The sequence below is a fragment of the Pseudomonas salicis genome, from assembly GCF_057128705.1.
Genome location: NZ_JBSKHU010000010.1, coordinates 107,874 through 130,383 on the forward strand (window position 1 = coordinate 107,874; position 22,510 = coordinate 130,383).

At 60.8% G+C, this 22,510-nt stretch carries 23 protein-coding genes; 5 read left to right on the forward strand and 18 right to left on the reverse strand.

Features of this window, described 5'->3' with window-relative positions; genetic code table 11:
- Window position 1: 1 nt before the first annotated feature.
- The 11 genes from lipB to ACWKWE_RS28365 all read right to left on the reverse strand — a co-directional run bounded on the left by lipB (window position 2) and on the right by ACWKWE_RS28365 (window position 10,431).
- Window positions 2-649, reverse strand: coding sequence for a lipoyl(octanoyl) transferase LipB (gene lipB / locus ACWKWE_RS28315; RefSeq protein ID WP_166597482.1), 648 nt, complete (start codon window positions 647-649; stop codon window positions 2-4).
- Window positions 649-924: a DUF493 domain-containing protein gene (locus tag ACWKWE_RS28320; protein WP_483852416.1), complete on the reverse strand. Its 276-nt coding sequence runs from the start codon at window positions 922-924 to the stop codon at window positions 649-651. Before ACWKWE_RS28320 ends, lipB begins: the two co-directional genes overlap by 1 nt.
- A 97-nt stretch (window positions 925-1,021) precedes the next feature.
- The gene (locus ACWKWE_RS28325) at window positions 1,022-2,182 is read right to left on the reverse strand and encodes a D-alanyl-D-alanine carboxypeptidase family protein (RefSeq protein WP_166597480.1); all 1,161 of its coding nucleotides are present in this window, start codon (window positions 2,180-2,182) and stop codon (window positions 1,022-1,024) included.
- A gap of 197 nt (window positions 2,183-2,379) precedes the next feature.
- Window positions 2,380-3,411 (reverse strand): septal ring lytic transglycosylase RlpA family protein, encoded by a 1,032-nt coding sequence (locus tag ACWKWE_RS28330; protein ID WP_166597479.1) that lies wholly within the window; start codon window positions 3,409-3,411, stop codon window positions 2,380-2,382.
- On the reverse strand, window positions 3,411-4,421 hold the full coding sequence (gene mltB, locus ACWKWE_RS28335) for a lytic murein transglycosylase B (RefSeq protein ID WP_341961742.1): 1,011 nt from the start codon (window positions 4,419-4,421) through the stop codon (window positions 3,411-3,413). Before mltB ends, ACWKWE_RS28330 begins: the two co-directional genes overlap by 1 nt.
- A gap of 17 nt (window positions 4,422-4,438) precedes the next feature.
- Window positions 4,439-5,542 carry a rod shape-determining protein RodA gene (rodA, locus tag ACWKWE_RS28340; RefSeq protein ID WP_166597533.1) on the reverse strand — a complete coding sequence of 368 codons (1,104 nt, stop codon included), beginning with the start codon at window positions 5,540-5,542 and terminating at the stop codon, window positions 4,439-4,441.
- Window positions 5,543-5,573: 31 nt separating this feature from the next.
- Window positions 5,574-7,475, reverse strand: coding sequence for a penicillin-binding protein 2 (gene mrdA / locus ACWKWE_RS28345; protein WP_166597477.1), 1,902 nt, complete (start codon window positions 7,473-7,475; stop codon window positions 5,574-5,576).
- Between the two features lie 31 nt (window positions 7,476-7,506).
- Complete coding sequence (rlmH, locus tag ACWKWE_RS28350; RefSeq protein ID WP_166597476.1) at window positions 7,507-7,974, reverse strand: 23S rRNA (pseudouridine(1915)-N(3))-methyltransferase RlmH; 468 nt, start codon at window positions 7,972-7,974, stop codon at window positions 7,507-7,509.
- Between the two features lie 9 nt (window positions 7,975-7,983).
- A complete protein-coding gene (gene rsfS / locus ACWKWE_RS28355; RefSeq protein WP_166597475.1) occupies window positions 7,984-8,412 on the reverse strand; it encodes a ribosome silencing factor in 429 nt (142 codons plus the stop codon).
- 17 nt (window positions 8,413-8,429) lie between these two features.
- On the reverse strand, window positions 8,430-9,113 hold the full coding sequence (nadD, locus tag ACWKWE_RS28360) for a nicotinate-nucleotide adenylyltransferase (RefSeq protein WP_371928602.1): 684 nt from the start codon (window positions 9,111-9,113) through the stop codon (window positions 8,430-8,432).
- 43 nt (window positions 9,114-9,156) lie between these two features.
- Window positions 9,157-10,431, reverse strand: a complete 1,275-nt coding sequence (locus ACWKWE_RS28365; protein ID WP_166597474.1) for a glutamate-5-semialdehyde dehydrogenase — start codon at window positions 10,429-10,431, stop codon at window positions 9,157-9,159.
- Window positions 10,432-10,663: 232 nt separating this feature from the next.
- Here ACWKWE_RS28365 and ACWKWE_RS28370 point away from each other — a divergent pair, with 232 nt between their 5' ends.
- Together ACWKWE_RS28370 and ACWKWE_RS28375 are read left to right on the forward strand one after the other, a co-directional pair.
- Complete coding sequence (locus tag ACWKWE_RS28370) at window positions 10,664-11,347, forward strand: DNA-3-methyladenine glycosylase (protein WP_483852417.1); 684 nt, start codon at window positions 10,664-10,666, stop codon at window positions 11,345-11,347.
- A 3-nt stretch (window positions 11,348-11,350) separates the two neighbouring features.
- On the forward strand, window positions 11,351-12,667 hold the full coding sequence (locus ACWKWE_RS28375; protein ID WP_483852418.1) for a bifunctional DedA family/phosphatase PAP2 family protein: 1,317 nt from the start codon (window positions 11,351-11,353) through the stop codon (window positions 12,665-12,667).
- Window positions 12,668-12,785: 118 nt separating this feature from the next.
- Here ACWKWE_RS28375 and ACWKWE_RS28380 read toward each other — a convergent pair whose 3' ends face one another.
- The 3 genes from ACWKWE_RS28380 to ACWKWE_RS28390 are packed head-to-tail and all read right to left on the reverse strand — an operon-like array spanning window position 12,786 to window position 14,476.
- Window positions 12,786-13,376: an LON peptidase substrate-binding domain-containing protein gene (locus tag ACWKWE_RS28380; protein WP_341961733.1), complete on the reverse strand. Its 591-nt coding sequence runs from the start codon at window positions 13,374-13,376 to the stop codon at window positions 12,786-12,788.
- Window positions 13,377-13,400: 24 nt separating this feature from the next.
- Window positions 13,401-14,117 carry an LrgB family protein gene (locus ACWKWE_RS28385; RefSeq protein WP_483852419.1) on the reverse strand — a complete coding sequence of 239 codons (717 nt, stop codon included), beginning with the start codon at window positions 14,115-14,117 and terminating at the stop codon, window positions 13,401-13,403.
- Window positions 14,114-14,476 (reverse strand): CidA/LrgA family protein, encoded by a 363-nt coding sequence (locus tag ACWKWE_RS28390; RefSeq protein WP_166597469.1) that lies wholly within the window; start codon window positions 14,474-14,476, stop codon window positions 14,114-14,116. Before ACWKWE_RS28390 ends, ACWKWE_RS28385 begins: the two co-directional genes overlap by 4 nt.
- Before the next feature lie 315 nt (window positions 14,477-14,791).
- Here ACWKWE_RS28390 and ACWKWE_RS28395 point away from each other — a divergent pair, with 315 nt between their 5' ends.
- From ACWKWE_RS28395 to ACWKWE_RS28405, 3 genes are all read left to right on the forward strand, one after another.
- Window positions 14,792-15,247 (forward strand): MaoC family dehydratase, encoded by a 456-nt coding sequence (locus ACWKWE_RS28395; protein WP_166597468.1) that lies wholly within the window; start codon window positions 14,792-14,794, stop codon window positions 15,245-15,247.
- Between the two features lie 140 nt (window positions 15,248-15,387).
- Window positions 15,388-17,082, forward strand: a complete 1,695-nt coding sequence (locus tag ACWKWE_RS28400; protein ID WP_483852420.1) for a C13 family peptidase — start codon at window positions 15,388-15,390, stop codon at window positions 17,080-17,082.
- Between the two features lie 112 nt (window positions 17,083-17,194).
- A complete protein-coding gene (locus tag ACWKWE_RS28405) occupies window positions 17,195-17,836 on the forward strand; it encodes an oxidoreductase (protein ID WP_166597466.1) in 642 nt (213 codons plus the stop codon).
- 162 nt (window positions 17,837-17,998) lie between these two features.
- On the opposite strand, the gene ACWKWE_RS28410 is transcribed toward ACWKWE_RS28405, so the two are convergent.
- From ACWKWE_RS28410 to ACWKWE_RS28425, 4 genes are all read right to left on the reverse strand, one after another.
- Window positions 17,999-18,289: a YceK/YidQ family lipoprotein gene (locus tag ACWKWE_RS28410; RefSeq protein ID WP_166597465.1), complete on the reverse strand. Its 291-nt coding sequence runs from the start codon at window positions 18,287-18,289 to the stop codon at window positions 17,999-18,001.
- On the reverse strand, window positions 18,282-18,911 hold the full coding sequence (gene ubiX, locus ACWKWE_RS28415; RefSeq protein ID WP_166597464.1) for a flavin prenyltransferase UbiX: 630 nt from the start codon (window positions 18,909-18,911) through the stop codon (window positions 18,282-18,284). The genes ACWKWE_RS28410 and ubiX overlap by 8 nt, the downstream gene beginning before the upstream one ends.
- A complete protein-coding gene (gene mpl, locus ACWKWE_RS28420; RefSeq protein WP_483852421.1) occupies window positions 18,908-20,257 on the reverse strand; it encodes a UDP-N-acetylmuramate:L-alanyl-gamma-D-glutamyl-meso-diaminopimelate ligase in 1,350 nt (449 codons plus the stop codon). The genes ubiX and mpl overlap by 4 nt, the downstream gene beginning before the upstream one ends.
- Window positions 20,258-20,458: 201 nt before the next feature.
- Window positions 20,459-22,378 carry a sigma-54-dependent Fis family transcriptional regulator gene (locus ACWKWE_RS28425; protein ID WP_483852422.1) on the reverse strand — a complete coding sequence of 640 codons (1,920 nt, stop codon included), beginning with the start codon at window positions 22,376-22,378 and terminating at the stop codon, window positions 20,459-20,461.
- Window positions 22,379-22,510: the final 132 nt, after the last annotated feature.

The window sequence follows — 22,510 nt, forward strand, 5'->3', positions numbered from 1 at the left end:
ATCAATCGATTCCGCCCGTTAGGGTCGTCTGCTCAGCGTAGTCGAGGTGTTTGACGAGCTGCGCACGCAGCCGGGCACTAACCTCGGCAAATTCAATCGGGCCTGCCTGTTCACGCAGCTGGGTCATCGCCAGCCCCGCATACCCGCAGGGATTAATCCGTTTAAACGGGTCCAGATCCATGTCGACGTTGAGCGCCAGACCATGGAAGGAACAACCGTTGCGGATACGAAGGCCCAGAGAGGCAATCTTCGCCCCGTCGACATAGACCCCCGGCGCTTCGGGTTTGGCGGCTGCCGTGACGCCATAACTGGCCAGCAGCTCGATCAGGCTGTGCTCGATCCGGGTGACCAGTTCGCGCACGCCGAACCCAAGGCGACGCACATCCAGCAGCAGATACGCCACCAGTTGACCGGGCCCATGATAAGTCACTTGGCCACCGCGATCGACCTGTACCACCGGAATATCACCCGGAAGGAGGAGATGCTCGGGCTTGCCAGACTGTCCCTGGGTGAAAACCGGGGGATGCTGGACCAGCCACACTTCATCGGGCGTCTCGCGAGTGCGGCCGTCCGTGAAGCGTTGCATGGCTTGCCAGGTAGGCTCGTAGTCGATCAATCCGAGATCGCGAAAGCCCAGACGCTCGCCCATCACAGCACCATGTGCACGAAACCTGTGGCCCGCAGCTCGCTGTTGATGTTGTAGAGCTGATCCTGGTCGGTGGCGAGGATATGCAGCTGCACGGTGGTGTACTTGCCGTTGCTGCTCTGGCGCTCATCCACACGCTCATCGTTGATGTTGGCGTGTTTGCCAACGATCTCGATGGCTTTGTCTTTGTTGCCCGCGCCGGTATCGCAGATGATCTTGATCGGATAATCGGCACACGGAAATTCGATTTTTGGTGCTTTAACGTCGGAATCTGTCATGGCAGTAACGGCCTCGTAAGCCGGAAAACGGACAGTCCCCCACCGCGATCAGCGGCGGGGGCATAGGGTCAACGGTCAGTCGGTGAGTAACCCGTGATCAGTTGAACAGACTGTAGAAGAACATGCGAATGCTGTCCCACAGGCGGCGGAAGATACCACCTTCCTCAACGGAGTCCATGGCGATGAGATTAGCGGTGCGCACGACCTTGTCTTCCAGTTTCACTTCAACCTGGCCGATCACGTCGCCCTTGGCGATAGGCGCAACCAGTTTCGGGTTGATGCTCATGCTGGCGGTGAGTTTCTTCATCTCGCCTTTAGGCATGGTCATGGACAGATCGTCAGCCAGGCCGGCCTTGATCTGACGCTCGGTGCCTTTCCAGACCGGCGCTTGAGCCAGTTCGGTGCCCTTCTGGTAGAAGGTCTGGGTTTCGAAGAAACGGAAACCGTAGGTCAGCAGCTTCTGGGTTTCGGCGGCACGGGCTTGTTCGCTGTTGGTGCCGAAGACCACGGCGATCAGGCGCATACCATCACGAACGGCCGAGGACACCATGCAGTAGCCCGCTTCTTCGGTGTGGCCGGTTTTCAGACCGTCAACGGTCTTGTCGCGCCACAGCAGCAAGTTACGGTTTGGCTGTTTGATGCCGTTCCAGAAGAACTCTTTCTGTGAGTAGATCGCATAGTGAGCCGGGTCTTCGTGGATGATCGCACGGGCCAGCAGCGCCATGTCGTGGGCGGTGGCGTAGTGATCAGGGTTCGGCAGGCCGGTCGGGTTCATGAAGTGACTGTTGACCATGCCCAGGTCGCCAGCGGTCTTGTTCATCATGTCGGCGAACGCGTCTTCGCTGCCCGCGATGTGCTCGGACAGGGCCACGCTGGCGTCGTTACCGGATTGGATGATGATGCCGTGCAGCAGGTCGCTGACGGTCACCTGGCTACCCACCTTGATGAACATCCGCGAACCGCCGGTGCGCCAGGCGTTTTCGCTGACGGTCACTGGATCGTTTTCGCCGATTTGCCCGCGACGGATTTCCAGAGTCGCGATGTAGGCGGTCATCAGCTTGGTCAGGCTGGCCGGTGGCAGGCGCTGGTCGCCGTTGTTCTCGACCAGAACGTTACCGCTGTTGGCGTCCATCAGCACGTACGCCTTGGCCGCCAGTTGCGGTGCCGATGGCGTCATCTGCTCTGCCGCAAACACGGCAGGCGCGGTGAAAAGCGGGATTAAAAGGCAAAGGCGTTTTGCAAAGGTGGTGATGTTCATCCGTCTCTCGAAATTGCTAATGGGCAAACATGCCCTCGCGGGCAAAGCGGTAATGCCAGGCTACCCTGGCGAACGAGGTGACATTCTACAGATGCCCCCGTGAAATGCTGCTGACAACGCTCTCTCCGACGCCCAGTCGTCCGTCGGGCAAGTTCTGATCCGGCCTCATTGCCAAGGTTCGAATCATCGATCTTTTTTTACTGATCGGACGTCACGACACTCGGCGACCCCAGGTTCGCCGACCTGACGCTGTTCTGCAGTTGCTGGGCTTCACCCGGCGTGTCGACCGGTCCCATCCGCACGCGATAGAGCGTCTGTTGATTGCGCGCTATCGAGCTCACGAAAACCGGGGCCCGAACCATCCCGCTCAGTTTCGACCTCAGGAGTTCCGCAGCGTCCGGGTTGGCGAAGGCTCCCACTTGGAGAAACAGCCCAGACACTTGTCCGGAAGCGTTTTTTTTTGCGTCGATCGGTACAGGCGATACGGGTGCGGCGTGCTGCTGCGGGGGTGGCGTCCATTGCTCGATGGTACCCGCCGATGCCGTGATCACCGGCGCAGCAGGTTGTGGCCTCGCGGTCGGACCGCTGATCGCAACTTGCGGCTGATCCAGCATTAACGGCGCAGGCTTGCCACGCTGGGCCCAATATTGAGCGGGGTCGATGCCTTCGACTTTCACGCGCGCCGTGCCGATTTCGGCATACCCGAGTTTCTTGGCGGCGGCGTAGGACAGGTCGATGATCCGGTCTGAATAGAACGGCCCACGGTCGTTGACCCGCAGGATCACCGTGCGATTGTTGTCCAGGTTGGTCACGCGAACGTAGCTCGGCAGCGGCAAGGTCTTGTGCGCCGCGCTCATGCCGTACAGGTCATACACTTCGCCGTTGGCGGTGTTCTGGCCATGGAACTTGGTGCCATACCACGACGCGGTGCCGGTCTGGCTGTAGCTCGCGGAATCGGTCAGCGGGAAATACGTTTTGCCGAGCACGGTGTATGGGTTGGCTTTATAAGGGCCAGTGTGCAGGGTCGGCACGGCATCGGGGATGCGCGAAACGTCGACGTCCCACCACGGAGCGCCATCTTTGTGTGCCCGGTTGATGTCCAGTCCCGGCTGCGAGCGGATGATGTTGCCTTGCTGCGTCGGTCGACTGGTGGAGCAACTGACGACGAGCAATGTCAGCGCCGTGAAGGCCATCAGCTTCAATGGTTGTTTGATCGGCAATGACCGCATTACTTGACGCCCCGAGCTTGAACAAGCAGTTCAGACAGCTGATGCACGGCCATGGCGTACATCACGCTGCGGTTGTAACGCGTGATTGCGTAAAAATTCTTCAAACCCATCCAGTATTCAGGGCCTTTGTCGCCTTCGAGGCGAAACGCCGTGACCGGCATATCATCGCGCAGCGCATCATGACTCGCCCACCCCAAGGCTCGCAACTCCCCGACGGTCTTTACCGGCTCGATTCCGGGGCTCAGCCCCTCATCGGCACGGTCACCACGCACGGTCGCCAGACTGACCACCGGCTCACCCGCGACCCAGCCGTGACGCTTGAAGTAACTCGCGACGCTGCCGATTGCATCATCCGGATCGTTCCAGATGTTTATATGGCCGTCGCCGTCGAAGTCCACCGCATAGGCCCGGAAACTGCTTGGCATGAACTGCGGCAACCCCATTGCCCCGGCATACGAGCCCTTGAGCGTCAGCGGGTCAACCTGCTCCTCACGCGACAGCAACAGGTACTCGCGCAGCTCTTTGCGAAAGAAGTCAGCACGCGGAGGGTAATCGAAACTCAGGGTCGATAATGCATCGATCACCCGATAATTTCCGGTATTGCGTCCAAAAAACGTTTCAACACCGATGATCGCCACGATCACCTGCGCTGGCACGCCGTATTCCTGCTCGGCGCGTGCAAGGGTCGCCTCATGCTGCCGCCAGAAATCCACACCCCGTGCGATGCGCGCCTCGGTGAGGAACATCGGGCGGTAATCCTTCCACGGCTTCACCCGTTCGGCGGGCCGAGAGATCGCGTCGAGAATCGACTGTTTACGTTCGACGTTGCGAAACACCTCGATCAACTGCTCGCCCGCGAACCCGTAATCCCGGGTCATGTCGCTGACGAACTGGGCGACCTGAGGCGAGCCTTCATAATCACCGGCAAGCGATTCCTGCACGGACCCGAGGATGCCCATCAGACCGACCAGCGGCGCATATCGAGCAGCCCAGCCACGCACTACTTGCATTGAGTTGTTCACCTTAATCAAACCTGAGCGATCCACTTGCGGTGGGTATGGATCGACATCAAAACCCCAAACGCTGACAGCAGCGTCACCAGCGAAGTTCCGCCGTAACTAATGAAGGGCAACGGCACCCCCACGACCGGCAGCAGACCGCTGACCATACCGATGTTGACGAAAACGTAAACAAAAAACGTCATGGTCAAGCTGCCCGCGAGCAACTTGCCGTAGAGCGTCTGCGCTTGCGCAGTGATCACCAGCCCGCGACCGATCAGCAACAGATAGATCAGCAGCAGCGCGCAGATCCCCACCAGGCCGAACTCTTCACCCAGTACCGCGATGATGAAGTCGGTGTGGCTTTCAGGCAGGAAGTCCAGGTGCGACTGGGTGCCGAGCAGCCAGCCTTTACCGAACACGCCGCCCGAACCGATGGCGGCTTTGGACTGAATAATGTTCCAGCCGGTGCCCAGCGGGTCGCTTTCCGGGTCGAGGAACGTGAGGATTCGCTGCTTCTGGTAGTCGTGCATGAAGAAGAACCACATCGCCACGGCCACTGGCACGGCGGCCGCGATCACGCCGATGATCCAGCGCCAGCGCAGGCCCGCCATGAACAACACGAACGTCCCGGACGCCAGAATCAGCAGCGACGTGCCGAGGTCCGGTTGGCGCACGATCAGAATGAACGGCAGGCCGATCAGCGCAAGGCTCACGGCGACGTGCTTCAAGTGCGGCGGCAGCGTGCGCTTGGAGAGGTACCAGGCGATGGTCGCCGGCATGATGATCTTCATGAATTCCGACGGCTGGAAGCGAATCACCCCCGGAATGTTGATCCAGCGGGTCGCGCCCATCGCGTTGTGGCCCATCACGTCCACCGCCACCAGCAACAGCACGCCGAGGACGTAGGCAATCGGCACCCAGCGCGCCATGAAACGCGGCTCTAGTTGGGCAATGACAAACATCGACACCAGCCCGATACCAAACGACGTGGTCTGTTTGATCAACAGGTCCCAGCTCTTGCCGCTGGCGGAATACAGGACGAACAGGCTGCCAGCCGCCAGCGTGAGCAACAGGATCAGCAGCGGGCCATCGACATGGATTTTCTGCAAGAACGTGGCGCGTCGGCGCATCACGTCTTCGCTGGAGAGGATGCGGTCGAAATTACTCTTCACGGGCCGCGGTCTCCGGAGGCTGTGTGTTGGCGGCGTATTCAGGTTTCAGACGACCTTGCGGGTCCAGCAGCCAGGCATCCATGACCTGTCGCACCACGGGAGCCGCGGCGCCGGAGCCGGATTCACCGTTTTCAATCATGACCGCCACAACGATTTTCGGGTTGTCGGCAGGCGCAAAGCCCACGAACAAGGCGTGGTCGCGGTGACGCTCCTGCACTTTCGAGCGGTCGTATTTTTCGCCCTGACGAATGGCCACGACCTGGGCCGTACCGCTCTTGCCCGCAATGCGGTATTGCGCACCAATCGCAGCTTTGCGTGCGGTGCCGCGCGCACCGTGCATGACCTGTTGCATGCCGTGATTGACCTTCGCCCAGTCGGACGGGTCGCGCAGCACGATGTCAGGCATCGGGTTTTCATCCACTGGCTTCTGGCCTTCAATGGTCCTGGCCAAATGTGGACGGTTCCACTTGCCCTTGTTCGCCACCAGTGCGGTCGCCTGCGCCAGTTGCAGTGGGGTGGCCTGCATGTAGCCCTGACCGATCCCGAGAATCAGCGTCTCGCCCGGGAACCAGGCCTGGCGACGGGTGATGCGTTTCCAGTCGCGGGACGGCATCAGGCCCGGCGATTCCTCGAACATGTCCAGCGAGACCTTTTGCCCGATGCCGAACTTGTTCAGGTAAGTAGACAGCCGATCGATACCGACCTTGTGGGCGAGGTCATAAAAATAGGTGTCGTTGGACCGCATGATCGCGGTGTCCAGATCGACCCAGCCGTCACCGGTGCGGTTCCAGTTACGGTATTTGTGATCGTAGTTCGGCAGCATGTAGTAGCCGGGGTCGAACACCCGGGTGCTGGCGGTGACGACGCCGGAGTCCAGGCCAGCAATCGCCACGGCGGGCTTGATGGTCGAACCCGGTGGGTACAGGCCGCGCAAGATACGGTTGAACAGCGGACGGTCCACCGAGTCCCGCAGTTCGGAATAGGCCTTGAAACTGATGCCTGTGACGAACAGATTCGGGTCGAAACTCGGCTGACTGACCATTGCCAGCACTTCACCAGTGTTCGGGTCCAGCGCCACGACCGCACCGCGACGTCCGGCCAATGCGGCTTCGGCGGCTTCCTGCAGTTGAATGTCGAGGCTCAGGACGATGTCTTTGCCTGGCACCGGGTCGGTACGTTTCAGCACGCGCAGCACGCGGCCACGGGCGTTGGTTTCGACTTCCTCGTAACCGACCTGACCGTGCAGCTCCGGCTCGTAGAAACGTTCGATGCCGGTCTTACCCATGTGGTGGGTGCCGCTGTAATTCACCGAATCGAGGCTTTTCAGCTCTTTCTCGTTGATCCGGCCCATGTAGCCGACCGAATGCGCGAAGTGCGCGCCCTGTGGGTAGTGGCGCATCAATTGCGCCACCACCTCGACGCCTGGCAGGCGGAACTGATTCACGGCGATGCGGGCGATCTGCTCTTCAGTCAACTCAAACAGAATCGGCACCGGCTCGAACGGCCGACGCCCCTGCTTCATGCGTTTCTCGAAGATGATCCGGTCATCCGGCGTCAGCTCCAGCACCTCAACGATGGTGTCGAGCACCTTGGCCCATTCACCACCAGAGCGTTCGCGGGTCATGCTCAGGTTGAAGCTGGGCCGGTTGTCGGCGATGACCACGCCGTTGCGGTCGAAAATCAGCCCGCGGCTTGGCGGGATCGGCTGCACATGCACCCGGTTGTTTTCCGACAGCGTCGAGTGGTACTCGTACTGAATGACCTGCAGAAAATACAGACGCGCCACCAGCACGCAGATCAGCACGATCACGATCACGGCACCGACCACGACCCGGTTGCGCACAAGGCGTGCGTCCTTTTCGTGGTCTTTCAGGCGAATCGGCTGAGACATTTAGGGCGTGTTCACAGTGAAGGCAGCAGCGCTACTTGTGATAAGGGTGACCGGACAATACCGTCCAGGCACGATAAATCTGCTCACCGATGAGGATGCGCACCAACGGGTGCGGCAACGTCAACGGCGACAACGACCAACGCTGCTCGGCGCGGGCGCACACCTCTGGCGCCAGTCCTTCCGGACCGCCCACCATAAGGTTGACCGTGCGCGAATCCAGTCGCCAGCGATCAAGCTCCGTTGCCAGCTGCTCGGTGCTCCACGGCTTGCCGTGAACCTCAAGCGTGACGATCCGCTCGCCCGGTTGCACCTTCGCCAGCATGGCCTCGCCTTCCTGTCGGATCAGGCGTGCCACGTCGGCGTTCTTGCCTCGGGTGTTGAGCGGAATCTCTACCAGTTCAAGGGCCAGCTCGGATGGCAGACGCTTGGCATATTCGTGCCAACCCTCTTCCACCCACTTGGGCATGCGTGAACCGACAGCAATCAGACGCAGGCGCACAACGAACCCTTAATTCTGGTCTTTGCTGAGCTTGTCGAAGTGCTCGTGCGGCGTCTCCGGGCTGTGGTGTGCAGCGCTGGCGGCACGGCTCTGCTCGGCACCCTGCCATAGACGTTCCAGGTCGTAGAACTGACGAGCGGCGGCAGTCATCATGTGTACGATCACGTCGCCCAGGTCGAGCAGCACCCAGTCACTCTCGCCTTTGCCTTCTTCGCCCAGAGGCTGCGCGCCCTTGGCTTTGACGTTCTCGCGAACCTTGTCGAGCATCGCATTGATCTGACGGTTCGACGTACCGGTGGCGATCACCATGTAGTCGGTCAGGCTGTGCTTGTCCTTAACGTCGATGACCAGGATGTCCAGGGCCTTGACGTCTTCGAGCGCAGCCTTGGCCAGTTCAACCAGCGTTTCGCCGGAAAGGGTGATTTTTTGCTGTGTCATAAAAAACTCATTCAGTTTCAATTGGGCGCACGGTACAGCCCGTGTGCCTCGATGTAGGCCAGTACTGCGTCTGGCACCAGAAAACGTACCGACTTCCCGCTGGCCAGCAGGTGGCGGATCTGGGTGGCAGACACCGAAAGCGGTGTCTGCCAGACGAATGTAATGTGTCCGCCAGGCCCTTTCAGGGCTTTCGGGTCACTGACTGCGCGCGCCGCCAGCAGGTTACGCATGGCGTCCGGCGACTCGCTGTCGGCGTCCGGGCGTTGCAGCACCACGATATGGCAGTGCTCCAGCAACTCTTCCCAACGATGCCAGGTGGGCAGCCCGCAAAAGGCATCCCATCCCAGCAACAAAAACAGCTGATCATCGACGGCCAGTTCAGCGCGCATCGATTCCAGCGTGTCGATGGTGTACGACGGCTTGTCCCGCAACAGTTCGCGGTCATCCACCGTCAATGGCGAAACGCCCTGGACAGCACTCTGGACCATCGCGAGACGGTCCTGCGCCGACACACTGGGCGTGTCGCGATGAGGCGGCCTGGCGCTGGGCGTCAGGCGTAACTCATCGAGTTCAAGCAACGCGGCCACTTCCAGTGCGCCGCGCAAATGACCGATGTGCACAGGATCGAACGTCCCGCCCAGCATCCCGATACGTCTCGGCGTGCGTGGGACAGAAACCCCTTCTCCGGCAGGCTCGGCCACAGCGTTCGCATCATTGCCTGCGTGCTGCCGAACGTCGGCCAAGTCAGGCAGGCCCCTGCCCGCGCAGCTGACGACCGTCGCCCACCACGATGTACTTCTCGCACGTCAGGCCTTCAAGACCGACCGGGCCACGCGCGTGAATCTTGTCGGTGGAAATCCCGATTTCAGCACCAAGGCCGTATTCGAAGCCGTCCGCAAAACTGGTCGGCGCGTTGATCATCACCGAACTGGAATCGACTTCGGCCATGAAACGACGGGTCTGAGCCTGAGAGTCGGAGATGATTGCGTCGCTGTGGTGCGAGCCGTAGTGGTTGATGTGTTCGATGGCCTGATCCAGCCCGGTCACGATGCGGATCGAGAGGATCGGGGCCAGGTATTCGGTGTGCCAGTCTTCTTCGGTTGCGGGGATGGCTTCAATCAGCTCACGGGTGCGCTCGCAACCGCGCAGTTCGACGCCTTTCTCGCGGAACTGGGCAGCCATTTGCGGCAGGAAATCAGCGGCGATGGCCTGATCGACCAGCAGCGTTTCCATCGCACCGCAGATGCCGTAGCGATAGGTCTTGGCGTTGAATGCAATGCGCTGGGCGGCCGCGAGGTCTGCGTGGGCACTGACGTAGACGTGGCAGATGCCATCCAGGTGTTTGATGACCGGTACTTTGGCATCGCGACTGACGCGCTCGATCAAACCCTTGCCGCCACGGGGAACGATGACGTCCACGTATTCCGGCATGGTGATCAAGGCGCCCACGGCAGCGCGGTCGGTGGTCTCGACGACTTGCACGACGGCGGCAGGCAGACCGGCTTCATCGAGACCGCGCTGGATGCAGGCGGCAATGGCACGGTTGGAGTGAATGGCTTCGGAGCCGCCGCGCAGGATGGTGGCGTTGCCGGACTTGAGGCACAGGCTGGCGGCGTCGATGGTCACGTTCGGACGCGACTCATAGATGATGCCGACCACGCCCAGTGGAACGCGCATCTTGCCGACCTGAATGCCCGAAGGCTGAAAGTTCATGTCACGAATAGTGCCGATCGGGTCCGGCAGACTGGCGACCTGACGCAAACCGGCGATCATGCTGTCGATGCGAGCCGGGGTCAGGGCGAGACGTTCAAGCAGTGCGGGTTCCAGACCGTTGGCGCGACCAGCCGCCAGATCCTGCTCATTGGCAGCGGTCAGTTCGTCGCGTGCAGCATCCAGCGCGGCGGCGGTGGCGGCCAGGGCGCGGTTTTTCTGCGCGGTGCTGGCGCGGCCGATCACGCGCGAAGCTTCGCGGGCGGCGCGACCCAGACGGGTCATGTAGTCAAGAACGGACTCAGTCATGGTCTCAGAGGTCTTGGCAGAGAAGAAAGCGGCCGATTATAGCTGTCGGGCGTGACGAACGACAGCGGCGACAGGCGGATGGTCGAAATAGGCCGGTTTTGTCGAAGGAATGCACTCGGTTTCCGGAGCTTCTGTGGGAACGATCAATGTGCGAGAACGGCGTGCAGCCATTCAGCTGCAATTAAGGCCGGGGTTGCTATCATCGCCAGCCACACCTTCACGTTGCCCGCCCATGCCCGATCACGCCCACCGCGCCTTGCCCGACAGTTTCTTCAACCGCGATGCCCAGACCCTCGCCCGCGATTTGCTGGGCAAGGTTGTTCGGCACAAGGTCGGCGAATTATGGCTGTCGGCACGCATCATAGAGACAGAGGCCTATTACCTGGAGGAAAAAGGCAGCCATGCGTCCTTGGGCTACACAGAAAAACGTAAGGCTTTGTTTCTGGATGGCGGCCACATCTATATGTATTACGCCAGGGGTGGCGATTCGCTGAACTTCAGCGCCGGGGGGCCAGGCAACGCCGTGCTGATCAAATCGGCCTATCCGTGGGTCGACGCCTTCTCCGATGAAAACAGCCTCGCGCAGATGCAGCTGAACAATCCCGACGCCAGCGGCAATCTGCGAGCACCTGAGCGGCTGTGCGCGGGGCAGACGCTGCTGTGCAAGGCACTGGGTCTGAAAGTACCGATGTGGGACGGCAAGCGCTTCGATCACGAGCAGATTTTCGTGGAAGACGTGGGCCAGCCGCCTGAGCGCATCATCCATGCCACTCGCCTCGGGATTCCCTCCGGTCGAGACGAACACCTGATGTACCGCTTCGTGGATGCCGCGTACGCGCGTTTCTGCACGCGGAACCCGTTACGACGTGGCCAAGTCGAAGGCCGCGACTACTTGATCATCGAGCAAGGAAACTGACCCATGGGCTCATGGCTCGACGGCATTACCTCATGGCTGAGCGCCAACCCCTCCTGGCTGGGCGCAGCGGTCTTTCTCGTGTCGTTTCTCGAATGCATGGCCATTGCCGGAATCATCGTGCCCGGCACCGTCGCGCTGTTCGCGATCGCCGCGTTGGCGGGCGGTGGCATCCTGCCCCTGAGCGAAGCGCTGCTGCTGGGGTTCCTCGGCGGTTTGCTGGGTGACTTCATTTCTTACTTTCTGGGGCGACGTTTCCACCAGAACATTCGACGGCTTCCTGGATTGAGGCACCACCCCGAATGGATCGCGGGGGCGGAGACCTACTTTCAGCGCTACGGCATCGCAAGCCTTCTGGTCGGTCGCTTCATTGGTCCATTGCGCCCCATGCTGCCGATGGTGGCCGGGATGTGCGACATGCCGTTCGTGCGCTTCGCGGCCGTCAGCGTCATCGCGGCGGCGGGCTGGTCGGTGGCGTACATCCTGCCCGGCTGGGCGACCGGGGCAGCCTTTCGCTTGCCGCTGCCGGAAGGCTTCTGGCCCGAGGCCGGCGTTATCGCTGCCGCGCTGGCGGTGTCCCTGGGCGTCGCCATTCATGCCAGCGTGCAAGGCAAGCCCTACGCCATCCGGCTGATCGCCGTGCTCAGCTTGATCCTGCTGATCGCGGTGTTTCTCGGCTGGCCGTATCTGGCGCACCTCGACCAAGGCGTCATGACATTGGTGCAGGAGCATCGCAGCGCCGCCGCGGAAAACTTCGTGGTGCTGGTGACTGGCTTGGGGGATTTCAGAACCCAGTTTTGTGCAGCTGCCGTGCTGCTGCTCATTCTGGTGGCCACCCGCCAGTGGCGTCATGCGATCTTCGCCTGCTCGACGACGCTGGGTGCGGCCATCCTCAACCAGACCATGAAAAACACCTTCGCTCGTGCCCGCCCCGAGGTCCTGGCCGAGCCACTGGTGACGTACAGCATGCCCAGCGGACATGCCTCGGCTTCGTTTGCGCTGTTCATGACGCTGGCAGTGCTGGCGGGTCGCGGGCAACCGGCGCGATTGCGATTGACGTGGCTGGCGCTGGGGGTGATCCCGGCGGCGTCGATTTGCGTGTCGCGGGTTTATCTGGGCGTGCACTGGCCTACGGATGTGCTGGCGGGGATGCTGCTGGCGTTTTTCACCTGCGCGACGAGCCTGGCGTTCGTGCAGAACAAACAGTCGTTGCCTGCGCTGCCGTTGCGGGTGTGGTGGTTGATATTGCCAGCGATAGTCCTGGTGTTAGGTGGGTTTGCGGCGCATTCGCTGACCCATGGGTTGGTCAGGTACGAATACTGACGCACCGCTGAACATGTAGGAGTGAGCTTGCTCGCGATCAGGTGTGGCAGGCACAGATGTATTGAATGACCTGCCGTCATCGCGAGCAAGCTCACTCCCACAGGGGAGTGCATGCAAGTCAGGCTTGCATATCCCCCTGCATCTCATCGAGCAGGTCCTGAATCGCGTCGAGCCGCTCTTCGGCGTCGTCTATTTCCAGCAGTTCGATCTTGTCTTCTTCCGCGAACGGCAGCAGGTACGCCAACTGGTTCGACAATGATTGCTGCCCACTGGCCGTGAGCCCCATGTTCAATGCCGCCACCATCGGATGTTCGGCCAGAGCGGCCAGCAACGCGACCAGATCGTCATCTTCTTCCTGCAACGGCTTGTCCTGGGGCTCTTCCAGCCACTCGACGTCCGCCAACAACAGGTTGTCGCGCTGGGCCTCGGCGCTGACAACGCGGAAACGTCGACCGCCCACTACGCGAATGCCCAGCAAGCCGTTGTCCTGCTGTTGAAAGTCAGTCACCAGTGCTTCGCAACCGACCTGCGAGAATCCTTCAGGCACGTCACCGACTTCACTGCCCTCGGTGATGCACACCACGCCGAAGCCTTCACCCTGCTTCATGCAGCGGCTGATCATGTCCAGGTAGCGCGCCTCGAAAATCTGCAAATCGAGTACACACCCCGGAAAGAGCACGGCGTTCAGCGGAAACAGCGGCAACGACATAGATCTATCCTCAAGCACCCATCTTCAAGCAACCAGAGACACCGCCAGCGGCAGGAACAGCGCCGTGGCGACACCCATCAAACTCATGGCGAGCGCCGCAAAGGCCCCGCACTCTTCGCCTTCCTGCAATGCGGCCGAGGTGCCAACCGCATGCGCCGTCAGCCCCAACGCCATGCCCCTCGCTTCAGGGCTGTGCACGCCCGCGAGGGTCAGCAGGCCCGGGCCGAATATGCCTCCAATGACGCCGGTGATCAACACGAAAACCGCTGCCAGCGCCGCCACGCCGCCGATCTGCTCGGCCACCAGCATGGCGATCGGCGAGGTGACCGACTTCGGCGCCATGGTCATCAGGATCATGTGATTGGCGCCCAGCCCCCACCCGATCATCAGGCACAAACCGGTCGCCACCACGCCGCCAATCACCAGCGTAGTCAAGACCGGCCAGAACAACTGCCGAATCCGCCGCAGATTCAAGTACAACGGCACCGCCAGCGCCACCGTGGCGGGGCCGAGCAGGATGCTGAGGATTTCAGTGCTTTTACGGTATTCAACGTATTCCAGGCCGCAACCGACCAGCACGCCGATGACAACGATCATCGACACCAGCACCGGCTGCAAAAAGACCCAGCGGGTTTTCTCATAACCCGCCAGCACCAGCTGATAGGCCCCCAGGGTGATCGCGATGCCGAACAGCGGGTGGTGAATCACTGACAGCCAGGCGCCTTGCCAATCCAGACTCATGATGGCTCCCGGCGCGCGGACTGGCGGTCAATGAGTTTCTGCATCAGCCAGCCCGCAAACGTGAGCGAGATCATTAACGACAACACCAGTGACCCTACAATGGCCCAGAAATCGTCAGCGATCTGACTGGCGTAGACCATGACGCCCACGGCGGGCGGCACCAGCAACAAAGGCAAATAGCGCAGCAGACTACTGGCGGCGAGACTGATGGGTTCGCTGACCTCACCCCGGATCATCAGGTAAGTCATCAACAGCACCAGACCGATGATCGGACCCGGCAGTATCGACAGAAACAAATGATTCAACGCGGTTCCCACCAACTGGAACAGCACCAGCCATGTCAGGCCTCTCAACAACATAAAAAACTCCAGCCAATTCGCGGCAACATTATAAGCACGCCGCACACCGGCCTATGAGACGGTATTCGCGGGGTGCAGGATTCTTGACCAACCTCGGGCGGCGTGCTGATCTTTAGCCCGGAGCACAGCATCCCTGTAGGAGTGAGCTTGCTCGCGATAACGGAACATCTTTCGACGGATGCTTCACAACCGGACGGCCATCGCGAGCAAGCTCACTCCTACAAAATCAGCTGCGACGCTTAGAGAGTGAAGCAATAAAAGCGCCGGTCGCCGCGTCAGATTGAAAAACACCACCGATCCACAAGGAGAGTATCGATGCCCTATGTACCTGTTGCAGAACTGAAAGACTATGAAGGCAAGGAACTGGGAAGTTCCGACTGGCTGCTGATCGACCAGGCGCGCATCAACCTGTTCGCCGAAGCCACTGGCGACTTTCAGTTCATTCATGTCGATCCGGTCAAGGCCGCGCAGACGCCGTTTGGGTCGACCATCGCCCACGGTTTCCTCTCACTCTCGCTGATGCCGAAACTGATGGAGTCGCTGCTGGTGATGCCCGAAGGCATGAAAATGGCGGTGAACTATGGGCTGGACAGCGTTCGGTTCATTCAGCCAGTGAAAGTCGACTCGCGCGTTCGTCTAAAAGTTAGCCTCGCTGAAGTCACCGAGAAGAAGCCCGGCCAATGGCTGCTCAAAGCCACCGCAACGCTGGAAATCGAAGGTCAGGACAAGCCCGCCTTCATCGCTGAACCGCTGTCGCTCTGCTTCGTATAAACCTCATAAAACATGAAACAGTCGTAACTGACTGTTTCATGACGCTTCCCGGCTGCGGCATACTCGGCGCGGCTGTGTGAGCGACTGGACACAAGTTCGCGGTCCGATCACGCCGAAATACCTCTTTTTCGGGATTTACCATGCGCGCGCTTGCCCCCCTGGCACTGACCCTTCTGATTACCGCATGCGGTGACGGCGAATCGATATTGCCGCCTGACGCACGCCTGCCCGATGGCGGTCGCTATCGCGGCGAGGTGATCAATGGCGTATTGCAAGGCAAGGGCCGCATCGACTACCCGAACGGCAGTTGGTACGCCGGGGAGTTCAGGAACGGTCAGTGGAACGGCCAGGGCGAGTGGCACGCCAGCAACGGCGACGTCTATAAAGGCGGCTTTCAGGATGGTCTGTTTCAAGGTCCGGGTCAGTTGACCACCAGCGCGGGCAGCTACGTTGGCGGCTACAAACTGGGGCGCCGTGACGGCGAAGGCACGCTCAAAGAGCACGGCATGAGCTATCGCGGTCAGTTCAAGGCCGACCTGTACGACGGGCCGGGTCATCTCGTGCTGGAAGACGGCAGCGAATATCAAGGCGAATTCGCCCACGGTAAACCCAACGGCGAAGGCCAGCGTAGCGATGCCGCCGGGAATCAGTTCAGCGGCAAGTTCGTCAACGGTCAGTTGCAGGGCGTCGGCAACTTCACCAGCGCCGATGGCGACCAGTACGTCGGTGGCTTCCACGACAACCAATTGAACGGACGCGGCCGCTACGAAAACGCCGATGGTGACGTGTGGTCCGGGCAGTTCAAGGATGGCGCCTTTTCGGGCAAGGGCGAGTTGATCGGCGCTGACGGCACCAACTATCAGGGGCAGTTTCAAAATTGGCGTTTCGCGGGCGAAGGCCGTTTGCAGCTCCCTGACGGCAGCGTCTACGTGGGCCGATTCGACAACGACAACTACCAAGGCTCAGGCGTGCTGACCTCGGCGGACGGCAGTGTACAAAGCGGCATCTGGTCCAACGGCCAGCGCGTGCGCGATGCCATGGGCAAGCTGCTGCCCGATCCTCTGGAAACGGGATTGCTGGCCCAAGGCCCGCTTTTGGACAAAACCCTGGCGGCGGTTCCGGCCTCGACACCTGCCGTCGAGCTGTACAGCCTGGTGGTGGGCGGTGACGGGAAGCAGAGCGTGTTCATGCGCGAAGCCGATTACGTCAACAAACTGCTGGCCTCCCGCTTCGGCGCATTTGGGCAGATCGAGCTGGTCAACCACCGCGACCACATGGCCGACCGTCCAATGGCCACCCGCGAGAACATCTCCCGCGCCGTGCAAACCCTCGCGCAGCGCAGCGGCCCTGAAGACTTGATCTTCATTTACCTCACCAGCCACGGCACCCACGAGCACGAACTGGTGCTGGATCAGCCGCGACTGGAGCTGTCGGACTTGCCTGCGAACGAAATGGCAGGGCTCCTGGCCCCGTTGAAGAATCGCGACAAGGTGGTTGTCGTGTCGGCCTGCTATTCCGGCGGCTTCATCCCCGCGATCAAAGACGACAAAACCATGGTCATCACAGCCTCACGGGAAGATCGCGTGTCGTTTGGCTGCTCGGAAGAGGCCGATTTCACGTACTTCGGCGAAGCGTTGTTCGGCAAGGCATTGGTGGAAACCGACGATTTGCAACATGCCTTCGACAGCGCCAAAGCCATCGTCGCGCAGCGGGAAATCGAAGAAAACTTCGAAGCCTCCGAACCGCAGATCTGGGCGCCAAAAGGCGTCATCGCCCACTGGCAGAAGCTGCGCAAAAGCCAGGCAGAGCGGGCGTTGAACACTGTCAAACGTTAACGGTCAGGCAGTCTGGATGAATATTTCACGGCTTTTGTGAAACCAGCCCGGTCGCTGCGCAGTCTGTTCCGTTAGAGCGCCTATGCTTGTGGCGTATCAAGGGAGAACGACCATGTACTTGACGCCGCAACACATCCTGCTTGCCGGAGCGACGGGTTTGACGGGGGAACACTTGCTCGACCGTCTGCTCGCCGAACCCACTGTCAGCCGTGTATTGGCCCCCAGCCGCAGACCGCTGGCTGAGCATCCCCACTTAGAAAACCCTGTCGGTGATTTCACCTCGCTGCTGGCCCAATTGGGCGGCCGGGTCGATATCGCCTTCTGCTGCCTGGGCAGCACGATCAAGCAAGCCGGTTCGCAAGACGCGTTCCGCGCGGTAGACATGGACATGGTCGTCGCTTTCGGCAAACGCGCCCGCGAACTCGGCGCACGCCATTTGCTGGTGATCAGCGCGGTAAATGCCGACCCTGAATCGAGCATTTTCTACAGCCGCGTAAAGGGCGAAATGGAGGAAGCGCTCAAGGACCAGGACTGGCCGCAACTGACCATCGCCCGCCCTTCGCTGTTAATTGGCGAACGTGAGGATCAGCGTCTGGTGGAACAACTGGCGGCGCCCATCGCCAAGTTGATTCCGGGCAAATACGGCGGCATCGAAGCGTGCAATCTGGCTCGCGCGCTGTGGCGTCTGGCGCTGGAAGAACAGGATGGCGTGCGGATTGTGGAGTCGGATGAATTGCGAAGGCTAGGGAAGTAATCAGGCCACTTACCCCGTAGGAGCGTGGCTTGTCCCGCGATCGGCTGCAAAGCAGTCGCGTATCCAGCAAACGAGGTGTGTCTGACACAACGAGTTCGTAGGGTTTACGACTGCTTCGCACCCGATCGCGGGACAAGCCACGCTCCTACAGTGTCGCGACATCTACAGCCCCCCTGTCGCCCCATACCCCACGCCCAGCGCCGTCAGCACGGACAACGGCAACAGCACGGTGTCCAGCAACGCACTGCCGGGCAGGTCCAGCATCGGGTATTCCGGGGCTTCGGCGCCGAACCGGTCCTTTTCGCAGCACCCGCCTTTAATCGCGTACAGGTCCAGCCGAGTGCCGGAATACACCACCGGCGCACCCGGTTGATTGGCGTCCAGCGTGCGAACGGTCGAGCAACCGGTGGCCATGACCAACCCGAGGGTGAGGACAAACAGTTTCTTATTCATCGGCGCCAAAGTGATGCTCGCCCCAACGCGGCAGCATGTCTTGAGGAATGTTCAGCAGATTGAGAATCCGCGCCACTACGAAATCCACCAGATCATCGATTGTCTGCGGCTGGTGATAGAAGCCAGGCGACGCAGGAAGAATCACCGCGCCCATGTTCGACAGCTTGAGCATGTTCTCCAGGTGAATGCTGGAAAACGGCGCCTCGCGAGGCACTAGAATCAGTTGGCGACGTTCCTTCAGCGTCACGTCGGCCGCGCGTTCGATCAGGTTGTTGCAGGCGCCGGTGGCGATGGCCGACAACGTGCCGGTCGAACACGGCACCACGACCATCGCAGCAGGCGAACCCGAGCCAGACGCCACCGGCGACATCCAGTCTTCCTTGCCATACACGCGAATCTGACCGTCGGCCGCGCCGGTGTATTCGGTCAGGAACGCCTGCATCATTTGCGGCTTGGGCGGCAGCGTGACGTCGGTTTCAGTCGCCATCACCAACTGCGCGGCCTTGGAAATCAGGAAGTGCACTTCGCGGTCTTCGCGCACCAGACAGTCCAGCAAACGCAGACCATATTGCGCGCCGGACGCGCCCGTCATGGCCAGCGTGATGCGTTCCGGGCCGCTCATTTCAGCGCCTCGGCCAGTTTGCCGTGCAGCCCGCCGAAGCCGCCGTTGCTCATGATCACCACGTGAGTGCCGGGCTGAGCCTGGCTCTTCACGCGCTCGATGATCGCTTCCAGCGTGTCGCAGACGACCGACGGGGTTGTGCACAGCGCAGCAGTCGCCGCCAAGTCCCAGCCGAGGTTGGCGGGGGCGTACCAGACCACCTGATTAGCCTGATCGACGCTTTCTGGCAAGCCTTCGCGATGCGCGCCAAGCTTCATGGAGTTGGAGCGCGGCTCGACGATGGCGATGATCGGCGCGTCGCCGACTTTCTTGCGCAGGCCGTCCAGCGTGGTGGCGATGGCGGTCGGGTGGTGAGCGAAGTCGTCATAAATGGTGATGCCGCGCACTTCGGCGACTTTCTCCATGCGGCGCTTCACGCTCTTGAACGCGCTCAACGCCTCGACGCCTTGCTGCGGCACGACGCCGACGTGGCGCGCAGCGGCCAAGGTCGCCAAGGCATTCGCCACGTTGTGCTGACCGGTCATGCCCCAATCGACCACGCCTTGCGCGACACCTTCGAATAGCACTTCGAATTTTGAGCCGTCTTCGCTGAGCAGCTTCGCCTGCCATTGACCGCCCTGCCCGGTGGTTTGCACCGGCGTCCAGCAGCCCATCTTGATCACACGTTCGAGGGCTGGCTCAGTGGTCGGATGAATAACCAAGCCTTCGCTCGGGATCGTGCGCACCAAGTGGTGAAATTGACGCTCGATGGCCGGCAAATCCGGGAAGATGTCAGCGTGATCGAACTCAAGATTATTGAGGATCGCGGTGCGCGGGCCGTAGTGGACAAACTTTGAGCGTTTGTCGAAGAAGGCGCTGTCGTATTCGTCGGCTTCGACCACGAAAAACGGCGTGTCACCCAGACGAGCGGACACCGAAAAATTCTGCGGGACGCCACCAATCAAAAAGCCTGGCGCCATACCCGCGTGTTCCAGCACCCAGGCGAGCATGCTGCTGGTGGTGGTCTTGCCGTGGGTGCCGGCAACCGCCAACACCCAGCGACCGCGCAGCACGTGATCAGCCAGCCATTGCGGGCCGGAAACGTACGGCAGACCCTTGTTCAGAACGTATTCCACAGCCGGGTTGCCCCGCGACATGGCGTTGCCGACCACCACCAGATCCGGCGCGGGATCGAGGTGGGAAGGGTCGTAACCCTGCATCAACTCGATGCCCTGCGCTTCGAGCTGTGTGCTCATCGGCGGATAGACGTTGGCGTCGGAGCCCGTGACTTTATGGCCCAGATCCTTGGCGAGCACCGCCAGCGACCCCATGAACGTGCCGCAAATACCCAGAATATGAATGTGCATGACCAACCTCTTAAAACATGGGCGCAGGTTAGCGTAGAAGGTGGGCAGCGCGCACGGGGCAATTGAATCGCGAGAGGATCGCCGAACACATATCCGGGCCGAATTCATTTGCGATGCGATATGGCCGCCGATGAACCCCCGTCGTTTGTGCCGACGTCTCGCGAATGAATTCGCTCCCACAGTGGTTTGTTGTACGCCTCGCTAACGTGAGATCCCATGCTTGCGCAGCTTTCTATATAGGGTATTGCGGCTCACGCCCAGCTCCTGCGCCGCGTGGGTCATGTGCCAGCGTTGGGCTTCGAGGGTGGCGATGAGGGCTGAACGCTCGGCGCAGTCCAGCGGAGATTCGGGGGTGTCGTCAGTTTCAGCCTTCGTTTGTACAACGGCTTGCCGAATGACCGCAGGCAGATCTTCAAAGCCAATGACATCGTCTTCGCACAACGCCGCCAACGTCCTCAACACATTGCGCATTTGCCGCACGTTGCCTGGCCAGCTGAAGCCCAGCAGAGCCTCCCTCGCCTCGGCCTCTATCTGAACCGGATGACCGCCCGCCTCTTCTTCCAGCAAGAAATCGAGCAACTGTGCTTTGTCACTCCGTTCACGCAAAGACGGCAAGGTGATTTCCAGGCCGTTCAGGCGGTAATAAAGGTCTTCTCGAAAGCTGCCGTCTTCCACGCGCCCCAGCAGATTCCGGTGGGTGGCGCTGATGATTCTTACATCGACAGGCTGCGGCTCGCCGCCAATTGGCACCACCAGCCGATCTTCCAGCACCCTCAGCAGGCGCGTTTGCAGCGCCACGGGCATATCGCCAATTTCATCGAGAAACAGCGTGCCGCCATCCGCCTGCTGCAGCTTGCCGCGCATGCCTTCCTTGCGTGCCCCGGTGAAGGTGCCGCCGCGATACCCGAACAGCTCGCTTTCGATCAGGCTTTCCGGGATCGCTGCGCAGTTCAATGCCACGAAAGGTTTGTCCGAACGCTGACTCGCCTGATGCACCGTCTTCGCAAACGCCTCTTTGCCGGAGCCGGTTTCGCCATTGATCAACAGCGGCACGTCCCGTTCGAAGACCTTCAATGCCCGACGAAAGTGAGTTCGCAGCCCTTCGTCTCCCAGACAAATTCCGCTCAATGCAGGTTGCGCGACGGCTTTGTCCACAACAGGCGCCGACAGCACTTTCAGCTCAGGCCGAGATTGCCCACGCAACACGGCGAAGAATCCGCGCCCATCCCGCGTACGCAACGGCCAACTGGCCGCCGCATCGGGTGCCGCACGGCTCATCAGTTCGTCGAGAGAACAATCGAACAGCGCCTCCACCGGCTGACCGATCAGATCGGTACGGGCCAGACTCAACAGGTTCAAGGCACTCTGATTCAACGCGCTGACCCGTCCCTCGCCATCGAACGCCAGCAGACCTTCACTGAACAGCCCGACCGATCCGGCCTGCAAATGAAAACGCAGCAGCCACTGACCATCGAAATGGCGCAGGAAATAATTGCCTTCAATCATCTTCGCGGACAGGTTCACCAGCGCCATGGTGTGAAATTGGCTTTGTCGCGAGACGTCGTGCCGCGCTGACGAAACGTCGAGAACAGCGAGCAATTCGCCATGGGGATCGAACACCGGGCTGGCGGAGCAGGTCAGGCCGGTGTGACGACCGCGGAAATGCTCGTCGCGATGAATGGTCACCGACTGCCGCTCCACCAGACAGGTGCCGATGCCGTTGGTGCCTTCTCGCGCTTCGCTCCAGTCCGCCCCGAGCCAAAGGCCTGCACGCTCGAAAATCTTGCGCTCGCCCGGCTCGGTCACGCAATTGAGGATCACGCCCCGCGCATCAGTCAGCAGCACGGCATTACCGCCCGAGAGTTGCTGATGCAGGCTGTTCATCTCGCCGCCCGCGATGGTCAGCACCTGCTGCAAACGCTCGCGACTTTCCAGCACACGGGCGTGCTCAAGCACCGTCGGCGCCATCGCCTGAGCAGGATCGAGGTGATAGTCCTCAAGGCAACGTACCCAAGAGCGGGCGATGGAGGGGTCGGCGCCAGGGCCGTAACGATGGTGGGATTTGCCTTGGGCGACTGTCAGAACTTGCTGGGCGTGGCGAGCGAAATGATTGCTGTGCATTTTTATTCTTCTTCCAAGGTGAGCGCTTGGGGAGTTGCGAACCAGCATCCTCCTCGCCCGAAGCCATTGCAATGCTTCCAAAGGCGCAAACCCCTCGGCTGTCCCACATTCGATACAAAGTGTCACGCATGC